The organism is Paenibacillus sp. FSL R5-0923 (assembly GCF_038009145.1).
Lineage (GTDB): Bacteria > Bacillota > Bacilli > Paenibacillales > Paenibacillaceae > Paenibacillus_AQ.
In genome coordinates, this window is sequence record NZ_JBBPAT010000001.1 from 4,028,196 (window position 1) to 4,041,666 (window position 13,471).

The 13,471-nt window shown below is 38.7% G+C and carries 14 protein-coding genes and 1 pseudogene; 8 read left to right on the forward strand and 7 right to left on the reverse strand.

Features of this window, described 5'->3' with window-relative positions:
* Positions 1-14 precede the first annotated feature (14 nt).
* Together asnB and MKX35_RS18065 are read left to right on the forward strand one after the other, a co-directional pair.
* Positions 15-1,892, forward strand: coding sequence for an asparagine synthase (glutamine-hydrolyzing) (gene asnB / locus MKX35_RS18060; RefSeq protein WP_076298681.1), 1,878 nt, complete (start codon positions 15-17; stop codon positions 1,890-1,892).
* 15 nt (positions 1,893-1,907) lie between these two features.
* Positions 1,908-2,432 carry a putative immunity protein gene (locus MKX35_RS18065; RefSeq protein WP_076298680.1) on the forward strand — a complete coding sequence of 175 codons (525 nt, stop codon included), beginning with the start codon at positions 1,908-1,910 and terminating at the stop codon, positions 2,430-2,432.
* Positions 2,433-3,117: 685 nt separating this feature from the next.
* Here the strand turns inward: MKX35_RS18065 and MKX35_RS18070 are convergent.
* Complete coding sequence (locus MKX35_RS18070) at positions 3,118-4,044, reverse strand: helix-turn-helix transcriptional regulator (protein ID WP_076298679.1); 927 nt, start codon at positions 4,042-4,044, stop codon at positions 3,118-3,120.
* A 96-nt stretch (positions 4,045-4,140) separates the two neighbouring features.
* Here MKX35_RS18070 and MKX35_RS18075 point away from each other — a divergent pair, with 96 nt between their 5' ends.
* Positions 4,141-4,632, forward strand: a complete 492-nt coding sequence (locus MKX35_RS18075; protein WP_076298678.1) for a GyrI-like domain-containing protein — start codon at positions 4,141-4,143, stop codon at positions 4,630-4,632.
* A 449-nt stretch (positions 4,633-5,081) separates the two neighbouring features.
* Here MKX35_RS18075 and MKX35_RS18080 read toward each other — a convergent pair whose 3' ends face one another.
* Complete coding sequence (locus MKX35_RS18080; RefSeq protein WP_341044464.1) at positions 5,082-5,327, reverse strand: winged helix-turn-helix transcriptional regulator; 246 nt, start codon at positions 5,325-5,327, stop codon at positions 5,082-5,084.
* A gap of 196 nt (positions 5,328-5,523) precedes the next feature.
* Between MKX35_RS18080 and MKX35_RS18085 the strand changes: the two genes are divergently transcribed.
* Positions 5,524-5,946 carry a YybH family protein gene (locus tag MKX35_RS18085; protein ID WP_076298677.1) on the forward strand — a complete coding sequence of 141 codons (423 nt, stop codon included), beginning with the start codon at positions 5,524-5,526 and terminating at the stop codon, positions 5,944-5,946.
* A 445-nt stretch (positions 5,947-6,391) separates the two neighbouring features.
* Here the strand turns inward: MKX35_RS18085 and MKX35_RS18090 are convergent, their stop codons facing one another.
* Positions 6,392-6,979, reverse strand: coding sequence for a DUF4291 domain-containing protein (locus tag MKX35_RS18090; RefSeq protein ID WP_076298676.1), 588 nt, complete (start codon positions 6,977-6,979; stop codon positions 6,392-6,394).
* Between the two features lie 472 nt (positions 6,980-7,451).
* The gene (locus MKX35_RS18095; protein ID WP_076298675.1) at positions 7,452-8,399 is read right to left on the reverse strand and encodes a DMT family transporter; all 948 of its coding nucleotides are present in this window, start codon (positions 8,397-8,399) and stop codon (positions 7,452-7,454) included.
* Positions 8,400-8,798: 399 nt separating this feature from the next.
* Here MKX35_RS18095 and MKX35_RS18100 point away from each other — a divergent pair, with 399 nt between their 5' ends.
* From MKX35_RS18100 to MKX35_RS18115, 4 genes and pseudogenes are all read left to right on the forward strand, one after another.
* Positions 8,799-8,993 carry a hypothetical protein gene (locus tag MKX35_RS18100; RefSeq protein ID WP_076298674.1) on the forward strand — a complete coding sequence of 65 codons (195 nt, stop codon included), beginning with the start codon at positions 8,799-8,801 and terminating at the stop codon, positions 8,991-8,993.
* 756 nt (positions 8,994-9,749) lie between these two features.
* Positions 9,750-10,364: a DJ-1/PfpI family protein gene (locus MKX35_RS18105; RefSeq protein ID WP_076298673.1), complete on the forward strand. Its 615-nt coding sequence runs from the start codon at positions 9,750-9,752 to the stop codon at positions 10,362-10,364.
* A gap of 159 nt (positions 10,365-10,523) precedes the next feature.
* Positions 10,524-10,765, forward strand: a pseudogene (locus tag MKX35_RS18110) (IS4 family transposase); the annotation flags it as partial.
* Positions 10,766-11,410: 645 nt separating this feature from the next.
* Complete coding sequence (locus MKX35_RS18115) at positions 11,411-11,722, forward strand: ArsR/SmtB family transcription factor (protein ID WP_149647484.1); 312 nt, start codon at positions 11,411-11,413, stop codon at positions 11,720-11,722.
* Between the two features lie 215 nt (positions 11,723-11,937).
* On the opposite strand, the gene MKX35_RS18120 is transcribed toward MKX35_RS18115, so the two are convergent.
* The 3 genes from MKX35_RS18120 to MKX35_RS18130 all read right to left on the reverse strand — a co-directional run bounded on the left by MKX35_RS18120 (position 11,938) and on the right by MKX35_RS18130 (position 13,470).
* Positions 11,938-12,192 carry a hypothetical protein gene (locus MKX35_RS18120; protein WP_179086657.1) on the reverse strand — a complete coding sequence of 85 codons (255 nt, stop codon included), beginning with the start codon at positions 12,190-12,192 and terminating at the stop codon, positions 11,938-11,940.
* Positions 12,193-12,430: 238 nt separating this feature from the next.
* Positions 12,431-12,949 carry a GrpB family protein gene (locus MKX35_RS18125; protein ID WP_076298670.1) on the reverse strand — a complete coding sequence of 173 codons (519 nt, stop codon included), beginning with the start codon at positions 12,947-12,949 and terminating at the stop codon, positions 12,431-12,433.
* Positions 12,950-13,020: 71 nt separating this feature from the next.
* Positions 13,021-13,470, reverse strand: a complete 450-nt coding sequence (locus MKX35_RS18130; RefSeq protein WP_341044386.1) for a GNAT family N-acetyltransferase — start codon at positions 13,468-13,470, stop codon at positions 13,021-13,023.
* Between the last annotated feature and the right edge of the window lies 1 nt (position 13,471).

The following is a 13,471-nucleotide window of genomic DNA, read 5'->3' on the forward strand; positions in this document are numbered from 1 at the left end:
AGGACTACAATAGCATGTGCGGAATAGCAGGAATCTTAAAATGTAATGGACAACCCCCGCAAGAAGAAACCTTAAAACAAATGACAGGCGCAATGAATCACCGAGGTCCTAATCATGAAGGCGTATGGCTCGATTCTCGAATTGGGCTCGGTTTTCGTAGGTTATCCGTTATAGATTTACGTGATGGAAATCAACCGATGACGAATGAAGATCGTTCCCTTTGGATTGTTTTTAATGGTGAAATCTATAATTATAAAACACTACGAGATCAGCTTAAGTTAAAGGGACATCACTTTCAAACGCAATCAGATACAGAGGTCATTGTGCATTTATATGAGGAATACGGTAAGGATTGTGTCCATCATTTACGAGGAATGTTTAGTTTTGCGATTTGGGATGTTAAGAAACAGACGCTTTTTGCTGCCAGAGATCATTTTGGCATCAAGCCTTTTTATTATTACAAAGATGAGAATAACCTTTTATTTGCTTCGGAAATTAAAAGCATTCTTGCAGTTCACGGAGTACCAAGAAAGCTTCAGTATCAAAGTTTATTTAGCTACTTAACTTTTCAGTATGTGCCGCAACCGGATACGATGTTTGAACATATTCATAAATTAGGACCTGCAGAGCGAGTATTTGTTAACGCTAAAGGTGAAATGAAGATCGAGAAATATTGGGAACCCCATTTTCATCCGGTAAAACGATCTTTAGCGGACTATGCGGAAGAAATTAAGTGGAAATTGAAAGAGTCTGTAAACCTTCATTTACAAAGTGATGTGAATAGAGGATGTTTTTTGTCCAGTGGAATTGACTCTACAGCTATAGCTGCAATGATGAAAGCAGTAGAATCCACAAAGACCTTTTCGATTGGATTTGAAGGGGTAAACAATGAAACGATCATTGCAAATCAAACGGCAGCTAAACTGGGAACGGATCATTATTTTCACATCTTATCTACAGAAGACTTTTTTGAGAGTATTCCGAAAACGGTATGGCATCTAGATGAGCCTGTCGCCGATCCTTCCGCCATCGCTCTTTATCATCTAAATCAGCTTGCAAAAGATCATGTCACGGTTGTCCTATCCGGGGAAGGAGCTGATGAATTATTCGGAGGATACCGGATCTATAGAGAGCCAGATGCACTAAGACCCATCACATGGATGCCCAATTTCATAAAGGATTCGTTACGAAAATCATTGTCTATATATCCATATCATTTTTATGGAAAAAACTATTTACTTCGGGGGCTGACACCTTTAGAGGAACGCTTTTTCGGTAATGCTAATATCTTTAACAAAAGCGGAAAGATGAACTTGCTCCATGAGTCGGTACACGCTCAAAATAGCTTTTTACATCCGACGGATATCGTTAAGCCTTTTTATGATAAGACAGTACACCTAGATCCTACGACAAGAATGCAGTTTATTGATATGAATTTTTGGTTGCCTGGCGATATTTTGTCAAAAGCAGATAAGCTGTCTATGGCACATTCATTGGAATTAAGAGTCCCATTTTTAGATAAAGAGGTTTTTGAAACGGCTAGTAAAATTCCAGTCTCCAATCGAATTGGCAAAAATACAACAAAACTCGCTTTGCGTAAAGCTATGGAAGGAATTGTTCCTGATAATATTGTGAATCGCCCGAAATTAGGATTTCCCGTACCGATTCGTGATTGGCTTAAGACCCCGATTTCAGATATAATGTTTGAGCAAATACGCTATAGTGGTATTGAAGAAATATTCAATATGAATATCATCGAAGAAATGTTTATCCAGCATCGGAGTAATAAAGGTGATTATTCGCGTAGAATCTGGCTAATTTACATTTTTTCAGTGTGGTACACGCTTTTTATGAAAGAAGATCTGAAACAATTAAAGAGTGCCGTGCTGTAATGGGGGAGAGATCGTTTGAACATTGGGGAATATGCTTGGAATAAACATGAGCAGCAAATAAAATCAACTAACGAATTTACTTACAGTAGTCCTAAGATAAAGATTGTAGACAATATTGAATTAAGAAATCAACTTGAAGAGACACTTGAAAAATTACCGCAGAAGTTCCTGGCCAAATGGGCTTTGAGCGTTGCTGTTGAACACCTGGATCATCTGGATCAACATCTTATAAATGACCCGCGCATTGATTTAGGGGTAGAAACGCTAGAAAAACGTATAGCTGGTGGTATCAGAGCCTTTGACTTAAGAAAAGTTGGATTCATAGTCAATGAATTAGCGAAAGAGTCCACAACCGAAGCAAGTAAGTATGCTGCTCGTTCTTTTGCACAAGCCATTGCAACTGGACATATGAGAGGACACGCTATGGTAAGCAGTGACTATGCTGTTAAAATGGTAAACATATCCAATAATTCTTCGGTGGCCGAGACTGCCACTAAAGAACGGGAAAGACAATTAAGGATAGCTAAAGAAATGTTTTAAAATTAAAGCTATACGACTGAACGTGTATGAAGATACTGATATAAGTTAATTAATGGTAATAATTAGCTTTTTTATTTAAGAGGTACGTAAAGAACAATCAACAATAAACATATAAATATAACTACACAAAGTTTAATCCGAGATTCTGATACACTTTAAAGTTTAATACTCGTTAGAGACAAATCAATATCTAAAAAGAGATTCAATTGTTCATGAAAGGGAAGCTAGTATGAACAATTTTGAATATTGTATAGATATCAATTATGGACAGCTAATTGGCATTAGTATGGTTTAAATTGGCTTGCTCCATTAATTTATATACTACTTCCTCACAAAACCCGTATTTTGTACATATGTCTATGAGTTGGAATAAGCCCTGTTTACATCTAGGATGTTGTACAATTGTCGGAGGACAAGAACTTGTACCTATAACCGTAACCGCCCCCGCTTTCCTTTCATATAAAAAACACTGCATCCTTGGACCAGTGTTTTTAAAAATTGAAAAGATTCATATTTTAAACTAACGCCATATAAATTTCTGACTCAACATATCCAGATAATTCAAAGCTTCTCTCCACAAAGCGACTGATAACCATTGGAGTTGATTACCATGAGTTCCGTTTTTCTTGAGTGCATTTTCAACGGTAAATGCAGAAGAGCTTGTTTTCTTCCTCCAGACACCGATTTATTGTTCTTCGTATTTCGCCAATATTCTTCGAATATAGTTTTGAAAAGCTTCTCGAATATCGGTAGGCTCTATGATCTCGCATTTATCCCCAAACCTCAAAAGTACATCATAACCGGATTCATTATTGATAATTGGAAATGTAGCCAGACAGCTATTCCCCTCTACACTAATAATGTTCTCCTCGCCATATCTTTCAATCACTTTATCCTTTATAGATAAGGCAATTCGGATCGTGACTGGAACCCATTCCCGGCTCATCCAGCCTGATCCGTCCATTGCAAGGGGTGAAAAGTCGCGGGGCAAAAACGTTTCCGGCAACACATAAAGCTTGTTTATCCTAGCCAATTTAAATATTCGGTAATCCTCTTTTAAGGTGCAGAAAGCTTGCAAATACCAACTGCTTTCTTTAAAAACAACTTGATATGGCTCTATTTTCCTAGAAGTAACATTCCCGTCTTTATCGATATAATCAAAAGTTATATATCGCTCTTCATTGATGGCGGTTTCTACGCTGCTTAAAAGAGAACGCAGGGATTGATTTCCTTGATTTAAGGATAAATCGATAGCAAATCTGCTTTCTTTTTCCGATTGTCTGCCTTCTTGGCCTATATTGCTTAGCTTTTCCAGAACATGAACGATTTCTTTATGATCGTATAACTGCCTATAGCTTCCCAGACTCGTTAGTAGAGTTTGAATGTCTTTGGGCGTGAACAGTTTTTTATCGATTTTATATGACTTCATTAAACCGACCCCACCTGTAACTCCTTGAGTGGTGAAAATTGGCAAGCCCGCCATCGTTAACGTATCGATATCTCTATAAATGGTTCTGCTGCTGACCTCAAGCTTTTTGGCAAGTGCTCCGGCATTCATAACCTCGTTCTCCAAAAGAATCATGATCATGGCAATCAGACGATCGATTTTCATAAAGTCACCTCAACTCTAAGTATGCCATACTGTTGTCATATATAGAATGCTATGTTACTTATGTACCAACAAAAAAATATGCAGGAGGAAATTGAAATGAGTAACTTTAGAGTTGAAAGAAAAGAAAGCTTCCGTTTGGTTGGTTATAAAACGGTTTTAGAGGGGTCGAGCAACGCACATTCTCCTCAATTTACTAAACAAAAAACGACATTTTTCATTGGAGCCTTTGAAAATGGGCAAATGGCACTCCTTCGTCCACTTGCTGAAGGTTCGTATGGTTATGCCGCGATAGCTGTGGAAAAAGGGAATGTCTTCTATTATGCGGGAGTCAAAACCTCGCAGCCTGCATTGGATCAAACAGAAGAGGTTCTGTTTCCGGAAAGCGATTATCTAGTCCTTACAGGAAACGGCGGATTGTCGCGTTTAGCCTTTGACAGGTTGGAGGATCAGGCATTTAACGATCTGTTAAATGAAGATTATGAATGGATCTATTCAGGTGCTCCTATCGCTGAAATTCTGCTGAATGGAAATCCGTCCGATGCCCAGGTTGAAGTATGGGTACCCGTAAAGAAACGAAATGACCGTTAAAGAGTTGCTCTGTCTTTAATTCTTCAGGTATAAAACCAAGCACACCGATAAACTGGACAAGCGACTTTTGGAAAAGCATCGTATAATAAAAAGAGAATGTGAAGCATTAATAAAGCTTGAACAAGTCAGCATGCCCAGTATGGAGTTCCGGGACAACCTGATGGATGATGATGTTTTGAAGTTAATCAGCATTTAATGCATTTACTCAAATAATGAATGACGAACAACAGCCCTTCACCACCATTCAGTGGTGAAGGGCTGTTGTTGTGCATTTTGGATGCAAAGACACTACCGACTCCACATGTGTCGATTCCCGTCACTTAATCTGTAAATTTAACATTGTGGCTTCTACTCTCAACTCAACTCTCCGCTGTACCAGTATGTGCGATACGGTTCACCGCACAGGCTAATACGGCAAGTTTTAGCTTTCCATATCATTGGCTTCATTCTTATGCAAAGAAATGTAATGCTCCCCCACTTTTATCATTTGCTCCAGAATGGGTTCCAAGCTTTTTTACAAAATCGGTTAATGTGTACTCAACCTTCGGCGGCATCGTTAAAAATGCGGTACGTTTAACGATACCACCTACCTCTAGCTCACGTAGCTGTGTAGTTAGAACATGCCTGGACACGCCGGGGATGAGTCGCTGGATTTCACCAAAACGCCGGGTTTGCTGAAGCAGTTCATAAATGATCCTAGGCTTTCACTTCCCGCTAATCATTTGAAGTCCCACTTCTACAGGGCAACCAAAAGTACTGTCCTGATAAGGCATCATTACCTCCACAATGGTTAGATTTTTATGACTATGTCATCATTTTCTGCGTACTTAAATTATTGCGAGAATTCTGCTAAGCTAACACATATAACATCATACAGAAAGAGGCGATCTTATGAAATCCCCTAGTCAAAAAAGCCCAGTCATGAATCCGGAAGATATGAATGCTGCATTTGCCGAAGCCTACAACTCTTGCGACATAGGCAACCTGCTTGCTTTATACGAACCGGGTGCCGTTGTGATTAATCCGGATGGCTGCAAGGATCAAGGAATTGATCTTATTCGCAAGACTCTTGAGGACCTATTCCGACTGCAAGGCAGCATGGTATCCAAAAACATTTACTGCATCCCTTTTGAAAATATCGCTTTGCTGCGTGCACATTTTATCCTTAATACAGTGGATGCGGATGGAAGTCCGATACAAATCCAAGGGCATACTTCAGAAATTGTGAGAAAGCAGCCGGATGATAGCTGGCTGTATATCATAGATCATCCGTTTGGCGCGGATCAGTTAAGAGAAACGGAGCCCATCAGCTAACACATAAACTTGTCGTTATTTGTGGTACAGCTCACCGTAGTGATTTTAAAATATCCTGCTTAGTAAGAAATCAACAAAGAACTGTAACAGAGCCTTTCAAGAAAATAAAAACTCAAGCATTATCTCCACTTGAGCTCTACTGGTTATACATTTAGGTAATGTGGCGTTAAATCAATGCTTTCTCACTACCGACACACAGCACTCCACGTGTGTGGGTGCTGTGACTTACGTACCTACTGTCACTTTTAGCATTGCTGCTTCAACTTTTAACTCAACTCTTTGCTGTACCAGCATGCGCGATACGCATCTCCTCAACGTAGATAACGGCGAAGTTGAATGAAAACTTATTATGATACAGTCAAATTTGTAAAATGTTCATTATGTACACATTTTACCATTAAGCTTAACGTAATGACGATCCGACAAACTGAAATTTAGTTTGTTGTCACATATCCAGCCTTTTTCTAATTTCGTTGTTTTTAATAGGGTAAATTCTTTCTATTGGTATATTTTTAGAGTTTAGTTTTCCCTGCTTTCGCTGTACATTCCATTTCTTCACAAGCGGTGTCAAATCCTCAATGCGGTAAATTCCATCGGCCAGAAATTCTTTTAAAGTGGTTCCTTTTAGACCGATTTGAATTGCTGCACGATTTATGGAATTGCCATTCACATTTCTATCGGGATCCCATTGGCAATAAACTGTTGTTTCCTCAAATGCTTTTTCCCATTGAGTTGAACCTTTGTAAATCATTGAGTCTGGTGAAGTTAGCACCGCTTCCCTTAACAATTCATTAAATTTTTCCATATATACATCCAAAGCCAAAATACATTCCTGATTTTTCTTTGTTCCCCAATTAGACCTATACATCATCCACAAAAAGGAAGGTTTTATCCATGTCATGCGATTGAGATTAAAGTTTTCACCAAAAGTCTGTAAGGCGACTGCTTCTTTTGCAATTACTGGATTATAAGCCTGATAAACCCGAATACATTGTCTATCGTATTGTGCAAATACCTCTTTTATATATTCCATGTTGTCTCCCTAAATTCAGATTTGTCGCACTGCGTCTTATCTGCCTTATGTGTAATGTGTCTCACTGAATGTAGCAAGCGCCCTGTCCTCCTCCTAAAGTATATCCCCTTATGTAGGGTAACCCCTTCGCTACTAACAAGACGTATCTCATGCTAAACTAAGATTTAGAAATATGGCTTAGGCGTTACCTTGGTAAAGGTAGTTTACGTCATAAAACCCGCGAAGTGTTGAAAACAAAGGATTTCTACGTATCGATTCCTTGCATTCCTATTACACACTCCTCATGAACCGTTTCTGAACCTTTTAACACTTTTGAGTTAACCTGTTATAACTCTCCTTGTACCATCAATATTACACATTGTACACGACTTGTCTGCTGTCCTTTTTTCTTAAGCTTCATCCACAGTTCTATTTTCGTATACCTTTAAGATGAAAAATGAATTATGCAAAATGCTCAAATATTAAATTAAAGTTAGAACTTGACAAGTATAATTCCAATAATCATCAAAATTATCGTAATAATTTTTCTAGCATCAATTTTTCTTTTTTGCAAACTGAACAATCCGAACTGATCAACTAGAATAGCCATAATCATTTGTCCTAATAAGAAGATCATAACAGTTAAAATTGAACCTAGTACAGGCAATAAAATGATGTTACCTGTTACAATAAGGACACTACATACACCACCTATATACGTCCAAAGAGGAATTCGCTGCTGTGTATGCTTGTCATACCGCGGAATTTCTATACCACGTTGTGTAATGAGTAGCAAAACAGCTAAAAGTACCGTACCGACAAAGAAAGAAATAAAAGCAGATCCTAAAAAGGAGCCTGTTGCAACACTGAGTTTGCCGTTAATAGCTGTTTGCAAAGGTGCTAAGAAACCAGCCAGTACGCCCACAATACCCCAAATGAATTTTCCGTCTTGCTTTTTTACGCTTGATGATGTCACTGCCATATCATTTTTCTTATTGAACTGTGCCACAAAAATAGCAAAAATCATAACAATCCCACCAAGCACTCTAGTCGCAGACATAATTTGGGGTGACACGTCGAACCAGCCAAAGTGATCGATGAGAATCCCAACAATCATTTGCCCTGTTATAGTCAATAGTGTTGTCATCGAAGCACCCAATTTAGCAAATAAAACAATGTTAATGACATTAAAACTCAGGCCAGCTATTCCTCCGCCAATGAAAACATATAATGGATACGAGAAATCAATCCTTGTGCTAATTCCAGCAGGATCAATAATCAGATTAAGGATAAGCAATATAATTAATCCAGACAGAAACGCAATAAATGAAGCGGTTAACGGTGTTTTGGCATGAACACTGAGACGAACATTTAGAGAGGCTTGAATAGGAAAAGACATACCTATAGCTACCCCTATTATTAAATAGAGTATTATTTGCACGAAGACATCCTCCTTGATGTTATCTATTACAGACTTAATATATCCACAATAACTCTAATAATGTTGTTTTGTCAAAGTTTTTCTTTCTCCGTGTTAAGAAACTTACCGTTGTCAAGTACAGGTGAATGTTGTATGATTTCGGGTGCGGTTGTTAATCAAGCGGATGGGCTCGGTTAGTTATCTGTCCGTAACCAATGCACACGCAGCCCACAGGCACATTTAGAGCGCAAAGCTTTATACGTACCCACAGGAAAGTATACTTCCGAGCTTGAAGAGGAACTCAACCAGAAGCTGAAGGAAATAATTCGCAGCCCCGTACTCTTCCTGGCAACTGGACCCCAGCGAGAACGGAAATGGTCTACTAAGGTAATTCTTCCCCAGAGGGCATGACTTCGCAGTATGATAACACAAGGTGAAAATCGAGTATTAAAGATGATTGCTGTAGGAAGTGACGGGGATAATATGCCGCCATGTGGACGATGTCGTGAATTTATTAACCAAATACATGATGAGAACTTAAGCACGGAAGTTATAGTGGATAATGGGGTGATTGTTACCCTGGAAGATCTATTGCCGCATGATTGGCGTAAATAAACTACTGACAATTTGAGGATATTATTTATAATTCAACCTTTCGCGAGTTAATGATGGAATTATATTTCATCATTAACTCGCGAAAGGTTGAAGCAGCTTAGATCCTATTAAAGCCAAAGCAAGCTAATTTATAGGTTGGATTGAAAGTTGAAACTTGACACTGTAGCAATTTTGAGGATATTATAGATATATCAAGTCTTTAATTGGGTGACACGATGATATTTATAAAAGCCACGAACTATGCTCTGCATACCATACTTGCTCGTTGAAGCTTCTACGGATAAGTCGTTAGGCTTACAGCAGTTGGCAGAATCACGCTGTAGAGTGACTCCCGCTTCATTTAATATCCGGCGAAAGATCGGCTCAGACAGATCTTGTCGTTGATAAGGCCTACCTTATCGGCCAGTACAGGCGTCAGGACTGCCATAACCCGTCCGTCGGTGGTTGCGCCAGTACCCTGGATCCGATTATCTTCGTCCAGGCCTGGGTTGACGGTGACAGTAAAGGCTTCATCGCTATAGAGAACGTCTCCGTTCAAAAATTGGACCCGTCAAAAGTCAGTTATCCTTTGTGAAAAAAAAGGCATACTTCTTACTTGACTTTTGATTAAGTTCACATCCTAATTCTATATTATTGTAGCAGGGTATAACTCTGTGGCACCAATACATGGTTAAACCATATTATAAAGCTTCACATAGTGACTTGATGGATATGGTTACATAAAAAGCTGGAATCCCTACTAGGAGATGAACCGTTATGAAAAAGAAGTGGAGTGTAGGAATATTTCTCTTCAACGATGTTGAGGTACTTGATTTTGCTGGTCCCTTCGAAGTGTTTTCCGTTACTACATATCCGGATCAACATGTAGGTACTCCAGAATCCAATCCGTTTCTCGTAAAACTAGTTTCGGAGACGGGAGAATTGGTACAAGCTTGTAATGGATTGAAAGTGCAGCCAGATTACAGTTTCGACAATGCGCCTTATTTTGATATTTTGGTGATTCCTGGCGGACTTGGCGTCAGAGAGAAGGAGATTTACAACGAAAAAGTCATTCAGTGGATTTCGCAGCGTATGGGTAAGGTTAAACTAATGACATCCGTTTGTACAGGTGCCCTCTTGTTGGCGAAGGCAGGTCTTCTAAATGGAAAGATGGCAACGACTCATTGGGCCAGCTACGATAGACTCGAGAATGAGTTTCCGGCTGTAACTGTAAAGAGGAATATCAAGTTCGTTGATCAAGGGAACATTGTGACATCGGGTGGGATTTCCGCCGGAATCAATATGACATTCCACATTGTTAAACAACTACTAGGTTCTGAAATTGCTCGAACAACAGCTAAGACAATGGAGTACGACATCACGATTGAGTAACATCAATACTTAGAGTTACGTGTAATGGTCATAATATGGATGTTAATTCCATTTTATGACCTGTTTTATTTAGAAATACCGTCACATGCTCATGAAGCTAAGGCAAATCATTATCTGAAAACGAAAAAACGCTATTATTCTGTAATAGGATGGTTTTTTATCTGTAGCTGGGTTTCAAATGAACTTACTCTGTTTTCTCAGGAATTGTAATGATCTTTGTCCACACAAGCTCTCAACAGCTGGCAAGAAAAGTGGCATGTTTTAAAGGACAAGCGTTGTGCGTATGGTTAAGTCAAAAAGTAGCGAATACTTCCTTGACTCAGTTATGTATTTCTTTAGAATCTTCAACGGGTGTCTTGATAAGTCCCGAAGGACTCAACCAACGTTTTAATCCTTCAGCAGACTAACGGGATAAATAGTCAAATAAACATAACAAATCTGTTGTGAATTCGTTTCTTTTCTCGTATCTCTTACAAGTACTTACACATACAAAAATTTGCACTTATATTCAAGATTCCGGGACGCGCGGCAAGTATCTGCAATTAAGCAGGTGACAAAGATAGCTTCTGTAAAAAAGAACACGTCTTTGTCTCCTCAAAAGCCACAACCGTCTTGATCTTGGATTTGTTGATCGATGATCTTTCTAGTCATAGTATCATCAATAAATGTTTGAATTTTTTGCTCCCTTAACAAGGAAGGAATCTCCCTCAATAGGTAGGGAAAAAATCAATCTGAATAACGAGGCATGAGCATATACAAACAACTTGTGAAAAATTCAGTATAGAAACTTTACTAATACAAGCATCCTGCGTTCAATAAATTCTTGAATTCAGCTTTGGATGAAAGTAAATCAAGCGCTCATCGTGGTTTAATTTACAAGAAAAAGAATAGTATCCCCCACTCCAATGTGAATCGAAAAGTTCCACTTGGGCTTCTTTTGCCATTCATTCATGAAAGTGAAATCATTGAATGAGTACGTTATGATGAAGTTCTTATTTTGTTACAGACGTTATTGAGAACACGAATTCATGAAAGGAGACCAAAAAATGACTTTCTTAACTGATAAACAATTTTTGAGAATTTCTCGCGCTTTGGCCGAACCAAGACGCTATCAAATGCTCAAGGAAATCGCCGCATCGAAAGATCCGTTACCTTGTGGCGTACTGATCGACACACACCATGTGAGCGCCGCAACGGTATCTCACCATTTGAAAGAACTTGAGACGGCAGGCTTGATTCAAAACATTCGAAATGGCAGACTTTTGAGTCTCGTTTTTCAACATGGTGTCCTGCAAGCTTATTTGGATCAGCTTTCTGAATTATTCTCGGAAGACAAACAATCAAAGAACGTCAAATAATAATCTATAAAGTAAGTATAACAAGGAGATTTCGGGCTCCTTGTTTTTGTTTTTACAATCACAAAAATACATCTATGCCTCGTATGCCTGTCCGTTGGTACATGATCATAAAGGGATCCTTCCAATTTCTGAGCTCTTCGTATATCGACTCCCTCCATCTTTTCATATAACGGTGAAAACAAGTGAAAATTGAAAAAAACCATATACGCCATATTTTAAATTTTAATCCAATAATTCTTATTATGTGCAACATCCTTATCTTTCCATAAAATTGCTGAATGACATACCCATATTTTGTATATCCATTCTCCTGTAAAACGATAGTCTGGATCAGCTTTGACCAACTTTTCCACTTGGTCTAGTAATAACATGTGAGGATAAGAAGATTCCTGATTTGATATCGTCGCATTCTCAATGGCATGTGTTTTGACATAGCTAAAAGTTGTAAATAAAAATTTGGGTAGATTCATCACAGTACTGTACGCCTCGGCAAATACATCCCCATCAGAATGATACTTAATCGAACCGGTGAAGTACATTCGGCAGACGGTACGTGAACAACGTTTCATCTGCACTTATGACCAGTGTACCCGTCACCTCGCCAGATTGCTTGACTGCATGCTGTACCACCACACGCGCCAGTAGTTGGCCTGCGTGTTTTTTGTGATATTATGCTTTGCTTGTCCCCTCCGCATCAAGCTTTTGATTTCAGCGAGTAGTCCAATGCCATTTAAGAGCTTCTTCTTCTATTTTTTTGACAAACTCATCTTTACCATCACCATAGCCATCAATGTCAGTTGGATATTGGCCAGCTAATTCACTTTTTAATTCCCCATATTTCTTACATATTTCTGGGCTTTGTCGAAGATAATCTCTAAACGATAGGTGTCTTTCGATTTCTTGAATATTATCATACTGGAAAGCATGAATTTGATGAGTTCGATTGTCTCCACCCTTACGGAAGTATCTCCTTCCTTTAATCCCGAATTCACCCATGACTTCATAGCCAAGCTTTTCAAAATGTACTGAATAATTATCTAATTCATTGATGTCGTTGGCTACAAGCAGAATATCAATGATAGGCTTTGCTTTTAAATGGGGTACAGAAGTACTCCCAATATGAAAACTGTTCACTAGTTCCTCTTGAAGAATTCCCTTAATGGCCTCTTCTTCTTTTAGATACTCGTTTTTCCAATTTGGATCATATTCAACTACTATGATATTCATTTTGTAACTCCCTTCATTTGAAAGCTTTCTCCATTTCATATTGCTCGATGTATACTTCAAGACCAATTCTTTCAAGGAGCCGATTTAACTACAGCATAACCACAAATCATGTCGTCTTCCCTTATCGTAATCACATCGTATAAGTGTGAGTTTAATAAAATGGCATGAACGGATTGCTCCCTAGAAGGTTCACAATTCCAAAAAGAATGTACCGATTTCCAATCGCATTCATCCGGACAAACAATAGTGATGGATGCGTGTTTGTGGTCAGCCGGAAGGTGTAAATCGATACGCCCCTTCAAACAAACCCGTTCCCTATTGATTTGAAATCCTAAAGCGCTATACACTTTAATAGCATTTTCATTCGTTAGGATCACTTCAAGCAAACATTTTTGTACATGATGTTCTTTAAGAATGGGAAAAGCATGACGATAGATTTGTGTAACAAGCCGTCTCCCTCTGTATAAAGGAATGGCTCCTTTGTAACATTCATAGAGTTCGAACACCCATAAAGAAGCCATT

What these genes read in the sequence shown, in the direction of transcription:
- asnB (WP_076298681.1), top strand. Translation starts at nt 15, where the DNA reads ATGTGCGGAATAGCAGGAATCTTAAAATGTAATGGACAACCCCCGCAA.
- MKX35_RS18070 (WP_076298679.1), bottom strand. Translation starts at nt 4,044, where the DNA reads ATGAAAATCGATCGTCTGATTGCCATGATCATGATTCTTTTGGAGAAC.
- MKX35_RS18075 (WP_076298678.1), top strand. Translation starts at nt 4,141, where the DNA reads ATGAGTAACTTTAGAGTTGAAAGAAAAGAAAGCTTCCGTTTGGTTGGT.
- MKX35_RS18085 (WP_076298677.1), top strand. Translation starts at nt 5,524, where the DNA reads ATGAAATCCCCTAGTCAAAAAAGCCCAGTCATGAATCCGGAAGATATG.
- MKX35_RS18090 (WP_076298676.1), bottom strand. Translation starts at nt 6,979, where the DNA reads ATGGAATATATAAAAGAGGTATTTGCACAATACGATAGACAATGTATT.
- MKX35_RS18100 (WP_076298674.1), top strand. Translation starts at nt 8,799, where the DNA reads ATGATAACACAAGGTGAAAATCGAGTATTAAAGATGATTGCTGTAGGA.
- MKX35_RS18105 (WP_076298673.1), top strand. Translation starts at nt 9,750, where the DNA reads ATGAAAAAGAAGTGGAGTGTAGGAATATTTCTCTTCAACGATGTTGAG.
- MKX35_RS18115 (WP_149647484.1), top strand. Translation starts at nt 11,411, where the DNA reads ATGACTTTCTTAACTGATAAACAATTTTTGAGAATTTCTCGCGCTTTG.
- MKX35_RS18120 (WP_179086657.1), bottom strand. Translation starts at nt 12,192, where the DNA reads ATGAATCTACCCAAATTTTTATTTACAACTTTTAGCTATGTCAAAACA.
- MKX35_RS18125 (WP_076298670.1), bottom strand. Translation starts at nt 12,949, where the DNA reads ATGAATATCATAGTAGTTGAATATGATCCAAATTGGAAAAACGAGTAT.
- MKX35_RS18130 (WP_341044386.1), bottom strand. Translation starts at nt 13,470, where the DNA reads ATGGCTTCTTTATGGGTGTTCGAACTCTATGAATGTTACAAAGGAGCC.